General features: G+C 64.4%; 13 protein-coding genes. 4 read left to right on the forward strand and 9 right to left on the reverse strand.

Annotated features, from left to right (window positions below; translation table 11 throughout):
- Window positions 1-10: 10 nt before the first annotated feature.
- The 3 genes from J0X25_RS33635 to J0X25_RS33645 all read left to right on the forward strand — a co-directional run bounded on the left by J0X25_RS33635 (window position 11) and on the right by J0X25_RS33645 (window position 2,819).
- Window positions 11-331 (forward strand): hypothetical protein, encoded by a 321-nt coding sequence (locus J0X25_RS33635; RefSeq protein WP_225896673.1) that lies wholly within the window; start codon window positions 11-13, stop codon window positions 329-331.
- 249 nt (window positions 332-580) lie between these two features.
- The gene (locus J0X25_RS33640; RefSeq protein ID WP_207288246.1) at window positions 581-1,912 is read left to right on the forward strand and encodes a hemolysin family protein; all 1,332 of its coding nucleotides are present in this window, start codon (window positions 581-583) and stop codon (window positions 1,910-1,912) included.
- Between the two features lie 52 nt (window positions 1,913-1,964).
- Complete coding sequence (locus J0X25_RS33645) at window positions 1,965-2,819, forward strand: universal stress protein (protein WP_207288247.1); 855 nt, start codon at window positions 1,965-1,967, stop codon at window positions 2,817-2,819.
- A gap of 153 nt (window positions 2,820-2,972) precedes the next feature.
- On the opposite strand, the gene citE is transcribed toward J0X25_RS33645, so the two are convergent.
- From citE to glmS, 5 genes are read right to left on the reverse strand one after another with little or no spacing between them, the layout of a single operon-like run.
- Window positions 2,973-4,016, reverse strand: a complete 1,044-nt coding sequence (gene citE, locus J0X25_RS33650; protein ID WP_207288248.1) for an L-malyl-CoA/beta-methylmalyl-CoA lyase — start codon at window positions 4,014-4,016, stop codon at window positions 2,973-2,975.
- Window positions 4,017-4,070: 54 nt separating this feature from the next.
- Window positions 4,071-5,135 (reverse strand): 2-methylfumaryl-CoA hydratase, encoded by a 1,065-nt coding sequence (gene mch / locus J0X25_RS33655; protein WP_207288249.1) that lies wholly within the window; start codon window positions 5,133-5,135, stop codon window positions 4,071-4,073.
- Entirely contained in the window at window positions 5,128-6,411 is a 1,284-nt protein-coding gene (locus tag J0X25_RS33660; protein ID WP_207288250.1) for a methylaspartate ammonia-lyase, read from the reverse strand. The genes mch and J0X25_RS33660 overlap by 8 nt, the downstream gene beginning before the upstream one ends.
- Before the next feature lies 1 nt (window position 6,412).
- The gene (locus J0X25_RS33665) at window positions 6,413-7,852 is read right to left on the reverse strand and encodes a methylaspartate mutase subunit E (RefSeq protein ID WP_207288251.1); all 1,440 of its coding nucleotides are present in this window, start codon (window positions 7,850-7,852) and stop codon (window positions 6,413-6,415) included.
- Window positions 7,853-8,308, reverse strand: a complete 456-nt coding sequence (glmS, locus tag J0X25_RS33670) for a methylaspartate mutase subunit S (protein ID WP_207288252.1) — start codon at window positions 8,306-8,308, stop codon at window positions 7,853-7,855.
- A gap of 139 nt (window positions 8,309-8,447) precedes the next feature.
- Here glmS and mct point away from each other — a divergent pair, with 139 nt between their 5' ends.
- Window positions 8,448-9,620: a succinyl-CoA:mesaconate CoA-transferase gene (mct, locus tag J0X25_RS33675; RefSeq protein ID WP_207288253.1), complete on the forward strand. Its 1,173-nt coding sequence runs from the start codon at window positions 8,448-8,450 to the stop codon at window positions 9,618-9,620.
- 72 nt (window positions 9,621-9,692) lie between these two features.
- Here the strand turns inward: mct and J0X25_RS33680 are convergent, their stop codons facing one another.
- The 4 genes from J0X25_RS33680 to J0X25_RS33695 form a co-directional block, all read right to left on the reverse strand.
- Entirely contained in the window at window positions 9,693-10,196 is a 504-nt protein-coding gene (locus J0X25_RS33680; protein ID WP_225896674.1) for a DUF8154 family protein, read from the reverse strand.
- Window positions 10,189-10,884, reverse strand: a complete 696-nt coding sequence (locus J0X25_RS33685; protein WP_207288255.1) for a nucleotidyltransferase domain-containing protein — start codon at window positions 10,882-10,884, stop codon at window positions 10,189-10,191. The genes J0X25_RS33680 and J0X25_RS33685 overlap by 8 nt, the downstream gene beginning before the upstream one ends.
- Window positions 10,885-11,241: 357 nt before the next feature.
- Entirely contained in the window at window positions 11,242-12,588 is a 1,347-nt protein-coding gene (locus tag J0X25_RS33690; RefSeq protein WP_207288256.1) for a hypothetical protein, read from the reverse strand.
- Complete coding sequence (locus J0X25_RS33695; protein ID WP_207288257.1) at window positions 12,581-14,854, reverse strand: AAA family ATPase; 2,274 nt, start codon at window positions 14,852-14,854, stop codon at window positions 12,581-12,583. Before J0X25_RS33695 ends, J0X25_RS33690 begins: the two co-directional genes overlap by 8 nt.
- Window positions 14,855-15,042: the final 188 nt, after the last annotated feature.

Below are 15,042 nucleotides of genomic sequence, written 5' to 3' on the forward strand. Positions count from 1 at the left end.
TACGGCCGGTATGGAACGGCGGTCGGCGAGCGTCGGCGTGCAGTCAGTGATCGGTGAGTCGCAGTCGACGATCGACGCCGGTGGGCCGCCCCACGTGTTCGCCGGCCGATTCCGGTTTCTCGAGGCGAGCCCGCGCAGCCGGTGGCTGTCGATGGCCGGGGGCGTCTCGGTCGCGTACGTCTTCGTCCACCACCTCTCCGAGATCGGGACCGCCACGGCGTCGATCGACGAGAGCGGGACCGCCCTCGCCGCCGTCGACCGCCACATCTACCTCGTGCCGCTCGCGGGGTTCGTCGCCTTCTACGACCCGAGCGATTCGGCGGCCGATTGATTGCCTCGTTGCATCTGTCACCCACGCAACTATGGGGCCAGCGTGACGACTGGAGAGTATGATGGATGCCGTCACTGTGAACGCGGGCGACGGTCGGTCGTCCGCGTACGGGGACGTTGCACGGGCGTCCGTGTACGGAAACGCTGCACGGACGTTTCCGTCCTCGAGTGCGACGCCGGCGCCGATCGTAGTACCGACGCCGAGATGCGAATCGACTCGAGGGCCGCTTCGAGTCGGGAGGGAACGGCGATGGTAGACCTCGTCGCCGACCTCGCGCGGCTGTTCGGGGCGTTCGTGCTGGTCGCCCTGAACGGCTTCTTCGTCGCCTCGGAGTTCGCTTACGTCCGCGTTCGTTCGTCGGCCGTCGAGCAGGCGGTCGCGGAGGGGAAGACCGGGGCGGGGATCCTGCAGGAGGCCGTCGACAACCTGGACGACTACCTCGCGACCACCCAGCTGGGAATCACCCTCGCCTCGCTGGGGCTGGGGTGGCTGGGCGAACCGGCCGTGGCGGCCTTGCTCGAGCCGGTACTCGCGCCGATTCTCCCGGCGAGCCTGCTCCACCTCGTCGCCTTCATCATCGGATTCAGCTTCATCACGTTCCTCCACGTCGTCTTCGGCGAGCTCGCGCCGAAGACGATCTCGATCGCCCAGGCCGAACGCGTCGCGCTGCTGGTCTCGCCGCTGATGAAGTTCTTCTACTACACCTTCCTCCCCGGGATCATCGTCTTCAACGGGACGGCCAACGCCTTCACGCGACTGATCGGGATTCCGCCGGCCTCGGAGACCGACGAGACGCTCTCCGAGGAGGAGATCCTGACCGTCCTGAGCAGGTCCGGGAGCGAGGGCCAGATCGACGCGGAGGAGGTCGAGATGATCGAACAGGTCTTCGAACTCGACGACACGACCGTCCAGGAGGTGATGGTGCCCCGTCCCGACGCCGTCACGATCACCGACGACCTTCCGCTCTCTGACCTTCGCTCGTTGATCCTCGAGGAGGGCCACACCCGCTATCCGGTGCTCGATCCCGACGCGGACGATCAGGTGGTCGGCTTCGTCGACGCCAAGGACGTGTTGCGGGCGGGCGAGTCCGCGGCCGACCTCGAGGACGTGACCGTCGGCGAGGTCGTCCGCGAGATGCCGGTGGTGCCGGAGACGACGTCCGTCACCGACCTCTTGGAGCAGTTCCAGACCGATCAGGCTCAGATAGCCGCGGTGATCGACGAGTGGGGCGTTTTCGAGGGGATCGTGACGATCGAGGACGTGGTCGAGGAGATCGTCGGCGACCTCCGCGACGGGTTCGACGCCGACGAGCCCTCCATCGACCGCCGAGACGACGGCGCCTACGTCGTCGACGGCGGTGTCACCGTCTCGGACGTCAACGAGCGACTCGATACCGCGTTCGAGACCGACGAGTTCGGCACGATCGGCGGCCTCGTACTCGATCGACTCGGGCGACCCCCCGAGGTCGGCGATCGGATCGACGTCGACGGCTACGCGCTCGAGGTCGCCGACGTCGAGGGCGCTCGCGTGGCTTCGATTCTGGTCCGCGAAGAGCCGGCGGCGGAGGAGTCGCTCGAGTGAGTCGCACACGGGCCTAGAGGTAAGCCGGTCCGGTCCGTTTCTCCGCACAGTCATGTTCGAACGCATTCTCGTTCCCGTCGACGGGAGCGACGCCGCGTCGGCGGCCCTCGACCACGCGCTCGATATCGCCAGCGACCGGAAGGCGTCCCTGTACCTCTGCTACGTCGCCGACACGAACGAACCCAGCCAGACCCGCGTCGGCACGGAAGTCGTCGACGTCCTCGAAGGGGAAGGCGAGGACATCGTCTCGGACGCGAGCGAGCGGGCCGCGGACCGCGGGGTCGCCGCCACCACGGACGTCGTACAGGGGGCGACGCACGACGCGATCGTCGACTACGTCGAATCGCGGGACGTCGACCTCGTCGTGATGGGAACCCACGGTCGAGACGGCCTCGAACGGTACGTCATCGGCAGCGTCGCCGAGCGCGTCGTCAACGACTCGCCGGTGCCGGTGCTGACGGTCCGCGGCCCCGGGGACGCGACGGCGACCTATCCGTACGGCTCCGTCCTCGTTCCGACCGACGGCAGCGCCCACGCGACGACCGCGCTCCGCCAAGGTGCGGCCGTGGCATCCCGCCACGACGCGCCGCTGCACCTCCTGACGGTGGTCGACGAGTCGATCCTCGGTTCGGACGACGACCGCACCGACCGCGCCCGCGACCTCCTCGAGGACGCCGCGGCGACGGCGCGGGAGGCCGGCGCCGACGAGGTCGTGACCGACGTGCGAACGGGGTCGGTGCCGCGGGAGATCGTCTCCTACGCCGACCTGAATGACATCGACCTCGTCGTGATGGGGACGCACGGCCGAAACGGCCTCGACCAGCTCCTGCTCGGGAGTATCACCGAACGAGTGTTGCGCACCGCTCCGGTCCCCGTTCTGACCACGACCGGCGCCGACGACGCGTAACGCGGCGATGGACGCGGCTCGAGGCCGGCGCGTACCGGCGTCTGTCGGGTATCGTGAGTATCGAAACGAACGGCGTTCGTCGCGCTGAACGTCGAGACGAACGACGCTCCTATGGCGGACCGTCGAGACGGGACGGCCGGAGTAGCCGGCGACTCAGTTGTAGGAGAGTTCGAGCTCGCGGGCTCGCGTCAGCAGCTCCTCGTCGTAGTACTCCTCGGTCTGGGCGGGTCGGATGTCGTCGATCGCGCGGACCTGCTGGACCGTGTTGCGGAAGTTCTTGAAGGTGGCCTCGTCGACCATCTGGCCGTCGAGCGTGACCGCGCCGGTGCCCTCCCGTTTGGCCTCGTTGAAGCGCTCGATCTTGCTCACGTCGCGCTCGAGCTCCTCGGGGGTGGGCATGTGGACGGTGTTGGCCTGAACGGTCTGTTTGGGGTACAGCGACCAGGAGCCGTCGAGGCCGAGCTGGGCCTCGTGTTCGACCTGATCCGCGTAGTCGTCGGCGTTGTAGTAGGTTAGGCCGGCCCGCTCCTTGAACAAGTCGTCGAAGGGGCCGCCGATCGAGAGCAGGCCCGCGGCGCTGGCCTCGTTCGAGAGGGCCTCGAGCAGGCCGTCCCAGCGGGGCATGCCGTCGCCGAGATCGCGGCCGCCGAGTTCGGCGGCGTAGTCGACGGGGCCGAAGACGAGCGCGGTGAGCCGGGAGTCCTCGCCGAACTTGGATATTTCGCGCAGATCCGAGCGGGCGCGGCCGGTCTCGATGATGATCGAGAGGCCGATGGAGCCGTCCTCGTAGCCGTGTTCGGCCTCGGCCTCGGCGACGACCTCGGCGGCGCGCTCGACGTCCTCGAGTCGGCCGACCTTGGGGACGACGACGCCATCGATCTCGTCGCCGATCTCGCTCACGAGCCGGTCGATCTGGTTGCGGCCCTTCTCGCAGTACTCCTCGTCCTCGTAGCTCCACTCGACGCGGGGCCAGATCTCGCCGGGGAAGTCGTACTCGGGGACCTTCTCGATGGTGTTCTCGAGGCCCTCGGCTTTCATGTTCGGCGCGGTGCCGTCCTCCATATCGGGGACGAGCCAGTCGGGGGCCTGGAACCCCTCGGCCTCGAGCGCGGAGACGAGGTACTTCGCCGAGTCGTCTTTCGGAACGGCGGCCGGTGCGGTCTGGAACGTGCGGCAGAGTCGGATGTCGTCGGTCATGTGTATGAGTTCGAAGTCGCTGGTATCAGCAGTCGTGTATAACGTTCGATCGTGTTAGTTAGAACGCTTTCGAATTTCGGCGGTCCGCGTCCCCGAGTAGACGGGTTCGTCGTCCTGATTGAACGCGATGTGTTCGAACCGGACGGTGCCCGCCTCGTCGCTCGAGGCGTCGTCTTCCGCCTCGAGCACGCGCGTGAAGGCGTAGACGGTGTCGCCCACCGCGACGAAGGTGTGGAACGACTCGTCGTCGAAGCCGACCTCGCGCCACGTCTCCTCGTCGGAGCGGGCGTGGCCCAGCGCGGTCGAACGGGTCACGTCGCCGTAGGTGACGATGTTCCCCGACGGCGAGTCGCTCATCACGTCGACGTTGTGGTGCTGTTTGGCCGTGTTGAGCGTCGCCAGCGGCAGCGAGGCGACGGTGACGTCGTCCTGCGTGCGGCCGCGCTCGTGGCGGTAGGCGACGGCCGCGTTCTCGTCGTCGGCGTCCTCGAGGGCCGCGACGAAGTCCTCGAAGTAGCCGCCCTCGGGCGTGACGAACGTCTCGGGGAGGTCGGGCCCGTCGTCCTCGTCCTCCTCGGCTGCCGTGGCGCCGCCGTCGGTCGCGACCGGCTCGCGGCGCGGGATCATGTTCGTCCGCTCGTAGGAACACAGCACTTCGCCCGTCTCGGCGTCCGTGCCGCGGGTGCGCCAGGAGACGATGCCGTACTCCGGTCGGGAACTCGAGGTCGCGCGGTTGACGACCTCGCTCTCGACGTGGAGTTCGGTGCCCGTGTAGACGGGCGTGCCGGGGAACCGGACGTCCGTGCGGCCGAGGAAGTAGCCGCCCTTCTCGCTGAGATCCTCGACGGTGATCCCCAGCGTCGCGGCGGTGAGGTAGTCCGGGTGGACCGGCGGTTCCTCGAAGCCTCGTTCCGCGGCGGCGTCGGCCCGCCAGTAGGCGGGGTCGTGGTTGAGCGTCTGGCTCATCCACCCCTCGTTGCCGAACTGCGTGAGGGTGAGGCCGGGGTCGTGTTCGATGACGTCCCCCTCCTCGAAGTCCTCGAAGCAGTTGCCCTTCTCTTTCGTGTCGACCTGCTCGAGTGCCTGTGCGAACGTGTCGGGATCTGTCCAATCAGTCATCGGCGGTGATTTCGTCTGTGTCGGAGTCGGTCGTCTGCTGTTCGCGCTTCCGTCGGGCGATCGTTCGTCGCATCTCGTTCTCGACGATCATGTACCCCTCGTCGAAGCCCATGCCGGGCTTGGCGAGCACCTGCGCGGCGTTGGTCGCGAGTGCAACGTGGGCGCAGGCCCGCGCGGAGGTCTCCGTCTCGTTACAGGTGCCGCCCAGATACGCGCGGGTCTCGGTCCCCTCGCAGTAGCGAACCGCCTGCCCGCTGCGGTGGATCCCACCGAGGTCGGGCGTCTTGACCTGCACGAGGTCGGCGGCCCCCGCGTCGACGAACGCCTGCACGTCCTCGAAGGTGTTACACCACTCGTCGGCGACGATGTCGACGCCGACGCCGGCGTCTTTGAGCCCCTCGCGGAGTTCGACCATCGCGTCGATCTGGTCGGCGCGGTTGCCGACGTCCATCGGGCCCTCGATCTGGATCGGGAACGGCGCAGCGGCCTCCTCGAGGGCGGCGAAGTAGTCGACGACCTCGTCGCGGTCGTATGGCGCGCCGAAGATCTCCCCGATCATGCCGTAGACGTCGATGTGGAACCGGGGCTCGTAGCCATCCGGTCCGAGTTCCTGCGAGCGCTCGACGAGCCACTCCACGTACTCGAGGAGGACCTCCCCGTTCTCGCCGATCTTCTCGACGCTGTTGATGAGCGCGTGGGGGAGAACGGGGACGCCCTTGACGAACATCTTCTCCGTGTTGTTGTAGCGGTCGTCGCCGGACTGGCCGAAGACGGGCACCGGCTCGGTCGCGGGTTCGGTGCCGAGTGCATCGGCGATGACGTCCGTCTGGGTCGTGTTCTCGGCTTCGGCGGCCGCGGCGAGCAACGCCTGGGAGACGCCGTATCGGATTGCCGTGTGGAGTCGGTCACCCTCGACCTGTAGCTCCTCGAGTAACTCCGCGTTTGCGAGGAACTCGGTGGCGTCGCGGCCGACGAGTTCGTCAGCGACGGGGCCCTCGACGACGGGGGCGTACTCCTCGGCCTGGAAGAGCGGGTCGCGCCCGCCGGCACCGGAGTACTGGACCGCGGCGCAGTCGCCCCGCACCACGGTGCCGTCGGCGAGTTCGATGTCGACGATGATCGTCTCGCCGGCCTGGCGAATCTCGTCGAAGCCGTCGGTGACCGGTTCGCCCTCGTAGGTGAAGCCGTCCTGCTGTGCTCCCTGCTTGATCGCGCGCTGGTCGTCGAAGAAGAACCCGGAGTAGCCGGGCGTCGCGTGTATTCCTGTGATCTCCATCTCAGACGTCACCCTGTGACTGTGGTCGGCCGATGAGTTTGCCGTCGCTGATCGCGTCGACGTCGTCCGCGACCATGCGGAACGACTGTTCTCGGCCCTCGGTGGTGGCGCGCTGTGAGAGCCGAGCCTTGTGAATTTCCTTGATGTCGTCGTCCATGTCGAGGTCGGCCCACTCGAAGATGCGGACCCGGCCGTCGTCGTCCCGCGCCGGGAGGACGGCCCCCTTCGCGCTGTCGCTGGGTGCGAAGGGCACGTCGAGCGCCCCGGAGTCGAAGGCCTTGAGCGTCCCCTGAACGACGTCGCCGTCGCCGTGCTCGAAGATGGTGTCCATCAGACACCGGGTCTCGCGTTCGATCAGGTCCTGCTCCTCGTCGATGCCGTCGATCCGAATATCCTGCTCGATGGCCATGTCGATGACCTGTCGCGTCGTACGCAGGCCGGCGGAGTTCGCCTCCATGGTCGGAACCCCCTGGAACTCCTGTGGGGACTTGGTGATGACCTTGTCCGGCTGGGCGATCGCGGCGGTCATGCCGCCGAGGCTGATGACGCCGTTGGCGCGGGCCTCGTCCGGCGGGAACCCGCCCATCCACTCGTGGAAGACCGTCGTGACGACGACCTCGTCGGGCAGGTACTCGTTGCCCAGTTCCTTGAGGGCGTTCAGGGCGGCGACGTCCTGTACGACGTTGCCGACCTGGCCGTAGCCGAGGGTGATCGAGCGCACGCCCTGCGTGGCGGCGAGCTTGCCCTCGACCAGCATGACTGCGATCGCGATCGACGGCGGGACCAAGGTCCCCGTGAGGGGGCCGAACGGCTCGCGGTTGATCCGCACGCCCCGTTCGGTGTAGGCCCCCGCGAGGCGGTCGACGAACTGCCACTTCTCGATGGTCTCCTCGAGGCCGTGGCGCTTCGTGTACGGAATGTTGTAGGAAATCGGACCGCCCTCGAAGCTCTGGAAGCCGCCGGCGAAGGTGATCGCCGCGAGCAGCCGGGCGTCCGGCGTGCCGTGGCGCACCTCGATCGGGGCGTCGACCGCGTCGATTAGCTTCCGGCAGCCGTCGACGCCGTGGTTGACGGCCGGAAAGCCGTTGAGCGTGTCGTCGCCCGTTTCGCGAGCCTTGTCGAGGCCCTGCTGGGCCTTCTCGTACTCGTTGTCGCGCGTGTACGAGTCGATGGTCGTCGGCAGGAGGTCCGCTTTCCCCTCCTCGAGGAGGTATTGCAGGAGTTCGATCTGGTCGTCGAGTCGGGGGACGCCGGCTCGCGGCTGGAGCAGCGGTTTGTCGGCCGACTCGAGGACGTCTGCGAATCGCTTGTGGTCGGGCAGCGACTCGTGGTACTCGATCGCGTCTTCGAAGTCGACGCCTTCACCCGTCGGCCAGTTAGATCGAATTTCCTCGTCGATACGCCGTAGCTCGTCGGAGGGAATACGTTCGTCTCGTATCATCTAGGAACTGATAGTAGCACGTTCCGACTCGGTCGGTTTGATCTGCAGGTCCTCTCGAAGCGCCTCGATGGCGTCTTCGGGGTCGGTCTCCGAGTCGAAGACGCGGTCGAAGCCGAGCTCCCGGAACGTCCGCCGGGTCTGCTCGAACTCGTCCTGACCGACGGCGAGGTTGCCACCGATGTAGGAGACGGCGTCGACGCCGGCCTCCTCGAGGACCTCGTGGAATCCCTGGCAGTCCTGCTCGGCGTGGCCGTAGAGCGACGAGACCAGTACGGCCTCGGCGTCGTGGTCTACGGCGGCCTCGGCGAACTCCTCCTGGGAGGTCTGGACACCGAGGTTGATGACGTCGAAGCCGGCTGCACTGAAGGCTTGCTCTAGGATTGTGATTCCAACGACGTGAGCGTCGGAACCGATCACGCCGAGGACGACCGTGTGGGACATCGTGTTGAAAACCATGAGGAACCCCACTATAAACCTAATGATCTTCCATGATAATACTCCTTAAACATCCTAACAGCGTCCCTATGGGACGCGTTCACAAGTACATGATCAATGGTAAGGGTTTTGGTACTGGTTTGGGAAGAGAGTCGTACATATGGGAGCGCTTTCGAATTTGCGCGTGCTGGATCTGACCCAGGTGCTGGCCGGGCCGTACTGCACGATGTTGCTCGCCGATATGGGCGCGGACGTCGTCAAAATCGAGCGGCCGGGCGGGGACATGATCCGGTCCAACCCGCCGTTCGTCGACGATCCGGAGGGAGAGGCCTACGGCGGCTACTTCCAGAGCGTCAACCGCGGCAAGAGGAGCATCGAGCTGAATCTCGGCGACGAGGAGGACCGCGCGGACTTCCTCTCGCTGGTCGAGGAAGCCGACGTCGTCGTCGAGAACTACCGCTCGGGGACGATGGAGAAGTACGATCTGGGCTACGAGACCCTCAAAGAATACAACGAAGACATCATCTACTCCTCGATTCGCGGCTTCGGCGACCCGCGGACGGGCGAAACCCACCGGCAAGGGCAGCCCTCCTTCGACCTCATCGCGCAGGCGCTGGGCGGCGTCATGGAGACCACCGGCCAGCCCGACGGCCCGCCGACGAAGACCGGCCCCGGCGTCGGCGACCTCTTCACCGCGACGCTGAACTGCATCGGCATCCTCGCCGCCGTGAACCACCGCGAACAGACCGGCGAGGGCCAGTACGTCGATACCGCCATGTACGATTCGATGATCAGCTTCACCGAGCGCGCCATCTACCAGCAGTCCTACACCGGCGAGGCGCCGACCCGACGGGGCAACTCCCATCCCACGCTGTTCCCCTACAACGCCTTCGAAACCGACGACGGCTACGCCGTCATCGCCGCGTTCAACAACAACCACTGGGCCGAACTCTGTGATATCATGGGCCGCGAGGAACTCGCCGAGGAGTATCCCACGACCGCCGAGCGCCTCGAGAACCGCGACCTCCTCCGGGACGAAATCGCCGACTGGACGCTCGAACAGACGAACGAGGAACTCGTCGGGAAACTCGAGGGCCGCGTCCCGGCCGCCAAGGTCCAGACGACCGAGGAGATCTTCGACGATCCACACATCCACGCGCGCGACATGCTCGTGCCGGTCGAACAGCCCGGCGCCGACCGCGACGTCGAGATCGCGGGCAACCCGATCAAGATGAGCGAGACGACGCCCCAGCCCCGCGGTCGCGCACCCTTGCTGGACGAACACCGCGAGGAGATTTTGGGCGAGGAAGCGGAGACGACGGCGGACGACTGAGCGACCGATTACCGCTCGATTCGGTAGCTGGATTGCTCCGTTCGAAAACGGATTCTGACTTCGGGCGGCGAGCTAACAGTTGCACACACCACCCTCTCGAATCTGGTCTCTGACGTGGTCGTGTATCTCGCGAGTCAGCGATTGCATGGCGTCAGCCTGCTCTTTCGTCGGCTGTTTCCCACCGTAGTAGCTGTCCGTCCGGTTCTCGGTGTACAGCCCCCTGAGTTCATCCGTCGTCGACCGCGAGAGAAGCGCGAGTTCCGATGCACGATCGTAACAGTACGTATGATCGTGGAAGTCTTGCAATTCGTCTCCACCTTCTGCAAGTGCGTACGCCTCTATCGACCGTTCGATAGCCCCGAAACAGAGTTCGATGGTTGCAGTATAATAACCGTCGCCGCCGATTCGTTCGACGGCACGAAGCAGCGTACACCCTTTCGTGAGTTGGGCCTTCCAGGCGTCGTCCGTATCGATCGTCTCCTCGTACGTCGGGATGCCGTGTCCTTCCTCGTTGAACGCGTCGACGGCGGTCTCGAGTGCGTCTTTGATCGCGTTCGGATCGGACCCGTCACTCATCTGCATCACCGCCCTGACGGATCACGTTCCGAACCGTTCCGAAGTCCTCGGTTTCGTAGAGCGTGATCCCGTCTCGCAGGATTTCTCGGAGTTCGGAGAGGTAGTTCGGAACCGCCTGCAGCGCTTCGACGTCGATCTCGTACGCGTACCGGCTACCGTCGAACGATTCCTCCTCGAGGTGGTGGCGGATTCGATTCGCTTCCCGCTGGGCTTCCATTCGACCGTCCTCGACCAGCACCCAGAGATCGATATCGCTTCGTCGATCGGCCTCGCCTCGAGCCACGCTCCCGTACAGGACGATTCCGATCACGTCGTCCAGTTCGTCCGCGAGCGTCTCTACAGCCGTCCGTACGGGCGCGTGGAACTCCGATTGGGGGATCTGGAAATACGGATCGTCGGGGACGTAGAGCCGGTCTCGGTTGATCCGTACCAACCGTTTCCGGCCTTTCCGTTCCGCGGTGACGAGATCGTTACTCGAGAGCACATCGACCGCGGTAGAAACGCTCGGTCTCGAGTGATCGACCGCGTTCGCGAGCTCCGTCATCGAGAACTCGGTGTCCGGATTCCGACTTAAAAGTGAGAGAATGTCGTCGATAACCTCACTTCGGAACAGCCTGCCGTCCTCGACCGGGATATCGAGGGTTATGGTCGTCTGATCCGTCGACGACGTGTTCGGTTTCGTTTTCATTGTAAGGGATATCCTACGCTATCTACTTATAGTTTATACCATACTCGGGAGTAGCTTATATACTACTGTCCGTTCTCGATCGAGTTCGGCCGGACATCTCGAGACGGTTTCAACGGCAAGTCATCCGAGCGCGGCAGCCGTCCCGCGAGGTCGGACTGGATACTGTCGGTATCCACGGACACTGCCAGTATCCAGTCGGTGACGTGTGATCGAACGGCTACCGTCTCGAGCCACCCTCCCCTACCAATTGATCCTCGATGTGACAGGCACAAGTCAGGCGACACTGTCGAAGCAGCTACATTCGAACTTCAATCTCTTCTCCGACCGATAACTCGACGAACGGTTCAAAGCAGTAGGTTACAGGATCTCTCGAAGTATATGCTCGAGATTGCGCTCCAACTCCGAGGCCTGCAGAATCGTCACCGGGTTCTCGGCCTGTTCCTCGAGCGAGGGTGACTCGTCGTCGCGGTCCTGCACGACGAGAAGCCCGTTCCACCCCGAGCCGAAGTAGTCCTCCTCGTCGGGACCGAAGACGTGCTCCTCGTTGACTCGGAGGAATGCGAGGTACTCCAGCGTCTCCTTGATCCCCCGACGGATCGTGTCGACGTTGGTGCTATTTTTGACCTCGACGATCAGGTACTCGTGCTGATCGTCGTTCTCGGAGATGATCTCGAGGACGATCACGTCCGGGCGGCCGGTATGATTTCTGAACTCCCGATCGAAGTAGTCGTTCGCGATCTCCTGGGCCTCGAGTTGGACCTTGTCCGTCCGCGAGAGATGTTCCTCTTCTTCGTCGGGTTCCGCGACGAACGACAGGTTTCGATCGCCCGCGGAGTTGTCGTGATAGAGGACGATTTCCTTCTCGTCTTCGAACCGCGCAACTTCTTGCCGTCCCGTCGCGATCGTCTTGTACGTCGGCTGGCTCCCCCGCAGTCGCTCGAGTGTCGCGACGAACCGGAAGAGGACGAACAGTTCGAACAGCGAGTCCTGATCGTCGGGCGCGATCGCCGTCTCCTCGAGTAGCTCACGGATCGCGTCGGCGTCTCCGTTGAACAGTCGCTCTCGAACTCTGAGGAGCGACGCGGCCTCGCGATACACGGCGTGGCGCGAATTCGCGGCGGTCGTGAGCATTCGTTCCGTCGGTTCGTAGGTGTCCGGGTCGCGAATTCGTCGGATGTGGACGTTTCGCTCGACGATGCGCTGGAGTTCGTCGATCAGATCCTCGCTTCCTTTCCACGTCTCCCGTACCCAGTCGTAGTCGCCGCGGAGGTACTCCTCGGCCTCGCGAATCGTCGTGTGGACGATCGAGATCAGTCGTTTGAGAACGATGTTCTCGGGGATGTCGTAATCGATCGTCCGATCGTCGCAGACGAAGACCGACCGGTCTCGGGGGTGTTCGGAATACCGCTTTTTGATCGTCTCGTTCCAGTTGATTCGGCCGTCGACCGTCCCGCGCCGGGTCCGTGACGTCGTCCGCGTTTCGGTTCGGATGCTCCGCAAGTGGGTGGAGAGGTCCCGCACGAAATCGACGACGTCGGATTTGAGGACGAAGTGCAGATCGAGAAGAAGTTCGTACTCCTCGAACCGCTCGTCCAACTGCTCGGGTTTGATCGACTCCGCCAGTTCGCGCTCGGGAAACGAGCCTCGCATCACGTGCGCGAGGATGTCCTCGGTCAGTTGATCGAGGAGTTCCTCCCTATTCATTCTCGGCCAGCGTGACCTGCAGCATCTCTCGAGCAGCCTGCTCGAGTAGCGAGTCGTCGATTTCCCTGACGGCCGCGATATCGCGGACGATCTGTCGTCGCTTCGGAACGCCCTCGAGTTGCGGGAAGATATAGCTGATAACGGCCTGCGTGAGGTGGTACTCGAGGGCCGATTCGGGGTGCTGGTCCACGTACCGGAGGACGTCCTCCACGATCGCCGGTCCGATCGATCGCTCCTCGACGGCGTTGTTCGTCTCTCGCCAGACGCGGCCGACCGTCATCGCCACGTTTCGATCGGGGTCGAGTTCCCACGCGCTCGCGTACTCGTAGACGAGGTCCTCCAACTGACCGTCGTCCGCGGGGAGTTCGGGGGCTGGAACGCGAATAAACGCGAACCGTCGCATGAACGCGTAGCTCATCTCGTAGAGCGACGTCTTGTCGTAGGTGTTCATCGTCGCGAAGATCCGCCACGAGTCCGGCACGAGATACTGGTGGTCCGCCGGTGGTCCCGATAGGTCGTCCGTCGTCGTGAGTTCGATCTCGCGACCGTTCCTGGTGTAGGGAAGTTGGACCGACTGCCCGGAGAGGAGCGTGAAGAGCTGTCCGAACGCCTTGTCGATGTCGGCGCGGTTGAGTTCGTCGATGACGATCAACTCGTTCGACTGGGTCTCCGTCCGAGTGTCCTTGAGTCGGTTGAGGACGATTCCGGGCGTGAACGCGAGGTCGTCACCGTCGGTCTCGCTCGATTCGGTCGGCATGTAGCCGCCGACGGTGTCGAACGTCGACCAGTCGGCGGTCGCCGTCGTCACCTCGTATCCCGAGTACAGATACGGGTAGTCGTCCGCGAGCGCCGAACTGACCCGGCGAGCGATCTCCGTCTTGCCGGTCCCCGGCGGTCCCGTCAGGAGGATGTGCTTGCCCGACCGAAGAGCCGTCGCGATCCCTTCGAGAATCCGCTCGCCCTGGTCGTCAGGGAAGTACAGTCCCTCGAGCGTTTCGCCGGAGATCGCCCCTCGGTATGACTCGTGGACGTGAATCGTCGAGACCTCGGTCAGCGCCTCGGCCATCGCCGAGACGAGCGCGATCGGTCGGTCGCGCTCGTCGGTTCCGTCGTCGGCCCGGAACGTCGCGTGCATCGACTGGACCGGGAACTCGGTTCCGGTAGCCTCGGCACAGATGTCGTTCGCCCGGTCGGTCGGGAGGCGATCGGTCGTCAGCGCGTCGGTTTCCCGATCGATCGTCGCAGTCGACTTTTCGGCGACCGATCGAGACGTATCGATCCGGTCGATCGAGCCCGCGAGGAAGAGTCGATCGAACGCCGCGACCAGCGGGAACGACTCGCCGTACTCGTGTTCGTCGCGCCACCACGGTTCGTCCTTCTCGAATCGACGCCCGAGGATTCCAACGCCGACGATACCGCCCGGTCGGGGACTGAGTTCCTCGTCCGACGGCTCCGCTCGAGCGTGGAGGACGGCAACGTCGCCTTCCGAGAGTTCGGCCCACCGGTCCCGGTGTTCTTCCGCGAACGAGACCGACCCGTATTCGACGGTCGTGAGCCAGTATTCCGGCGGGGCAGTGAACGCGTACACGGTTGGCGAGGCCGATCGAATGTGCGAGATCACCGGATGGTCGACGTTCGTTGGACGCGAATCTGGACCTGGTGTCTCCTCGTCCTCGTCGGCTGATTCGGTCGGGTAGAGCTTCTCACCGCGGATCTCCTCGATGAACGTTGGGATCGAATCGTACTCCGAGAAGAACGTCGACCCGGTACGGTCGAATTTGATCCGAGCGAAGGTGTTGTTCGGCCAGCCGTTGTATCCAACCGTCTCCCAGAACTCCTCCCTGTCGAGCGTTGTCTCGTACACCGGATCGAGGAACATGACGTGCTGATACGAGTCGTCGGATACCTCGCCCCAGCCGATCGCTTCCGTAAACGCTGCGGCCGTCTCCTCGTCGAGAATCGTCGCGTGTTCGATCCGGGCGAGGAGGGTGTACTCGCCCCCGTAGTGACCGTCGCGATCCGCGAACAGGAGATAGTCACCGGTGTCAGCGGCCTTCGACGCCGTATTTCCCCACACCCGAACCGTCTCGTGATCGAGCGGAATTTCACAGATATCCTCGAGACGGTCCCGCTGGACACTCGTGACGACGGTCCGGTCGAAATTGATCCGAATCGGTCCCTCGTCGTCCGTCGTTATCGGCACCTGATAGACGGCCGGATCAGGAGCAGTAGAATCGCCAGACTGTTCACGTTCCCCAGACGTCATTGCTTGCTAAATCGAGACAGTGCCGTCCCATAAATCCTGTTGCACCGTCGAAAGAGGAGTGCCGTCCAGCGCCTGACACGCGTGCAGGTCAGTTCTCGGAACGCCGTAGCGAACTGGACGACGATATCGAAAACTCGAGGTGTCGTTTAAAGTACAAATAACCACCTACTGACGCAAAAGTAACCAGA

Source organism: Haloterrigena alkaliphila, from assembly GCF_017352155.2.
Lineage (GTDB): Archaea > Halobacteriota > Halobacteria > Halobacteriales > Natrialbaceae > Haloterrigena > Haloterrigena alkaliphila.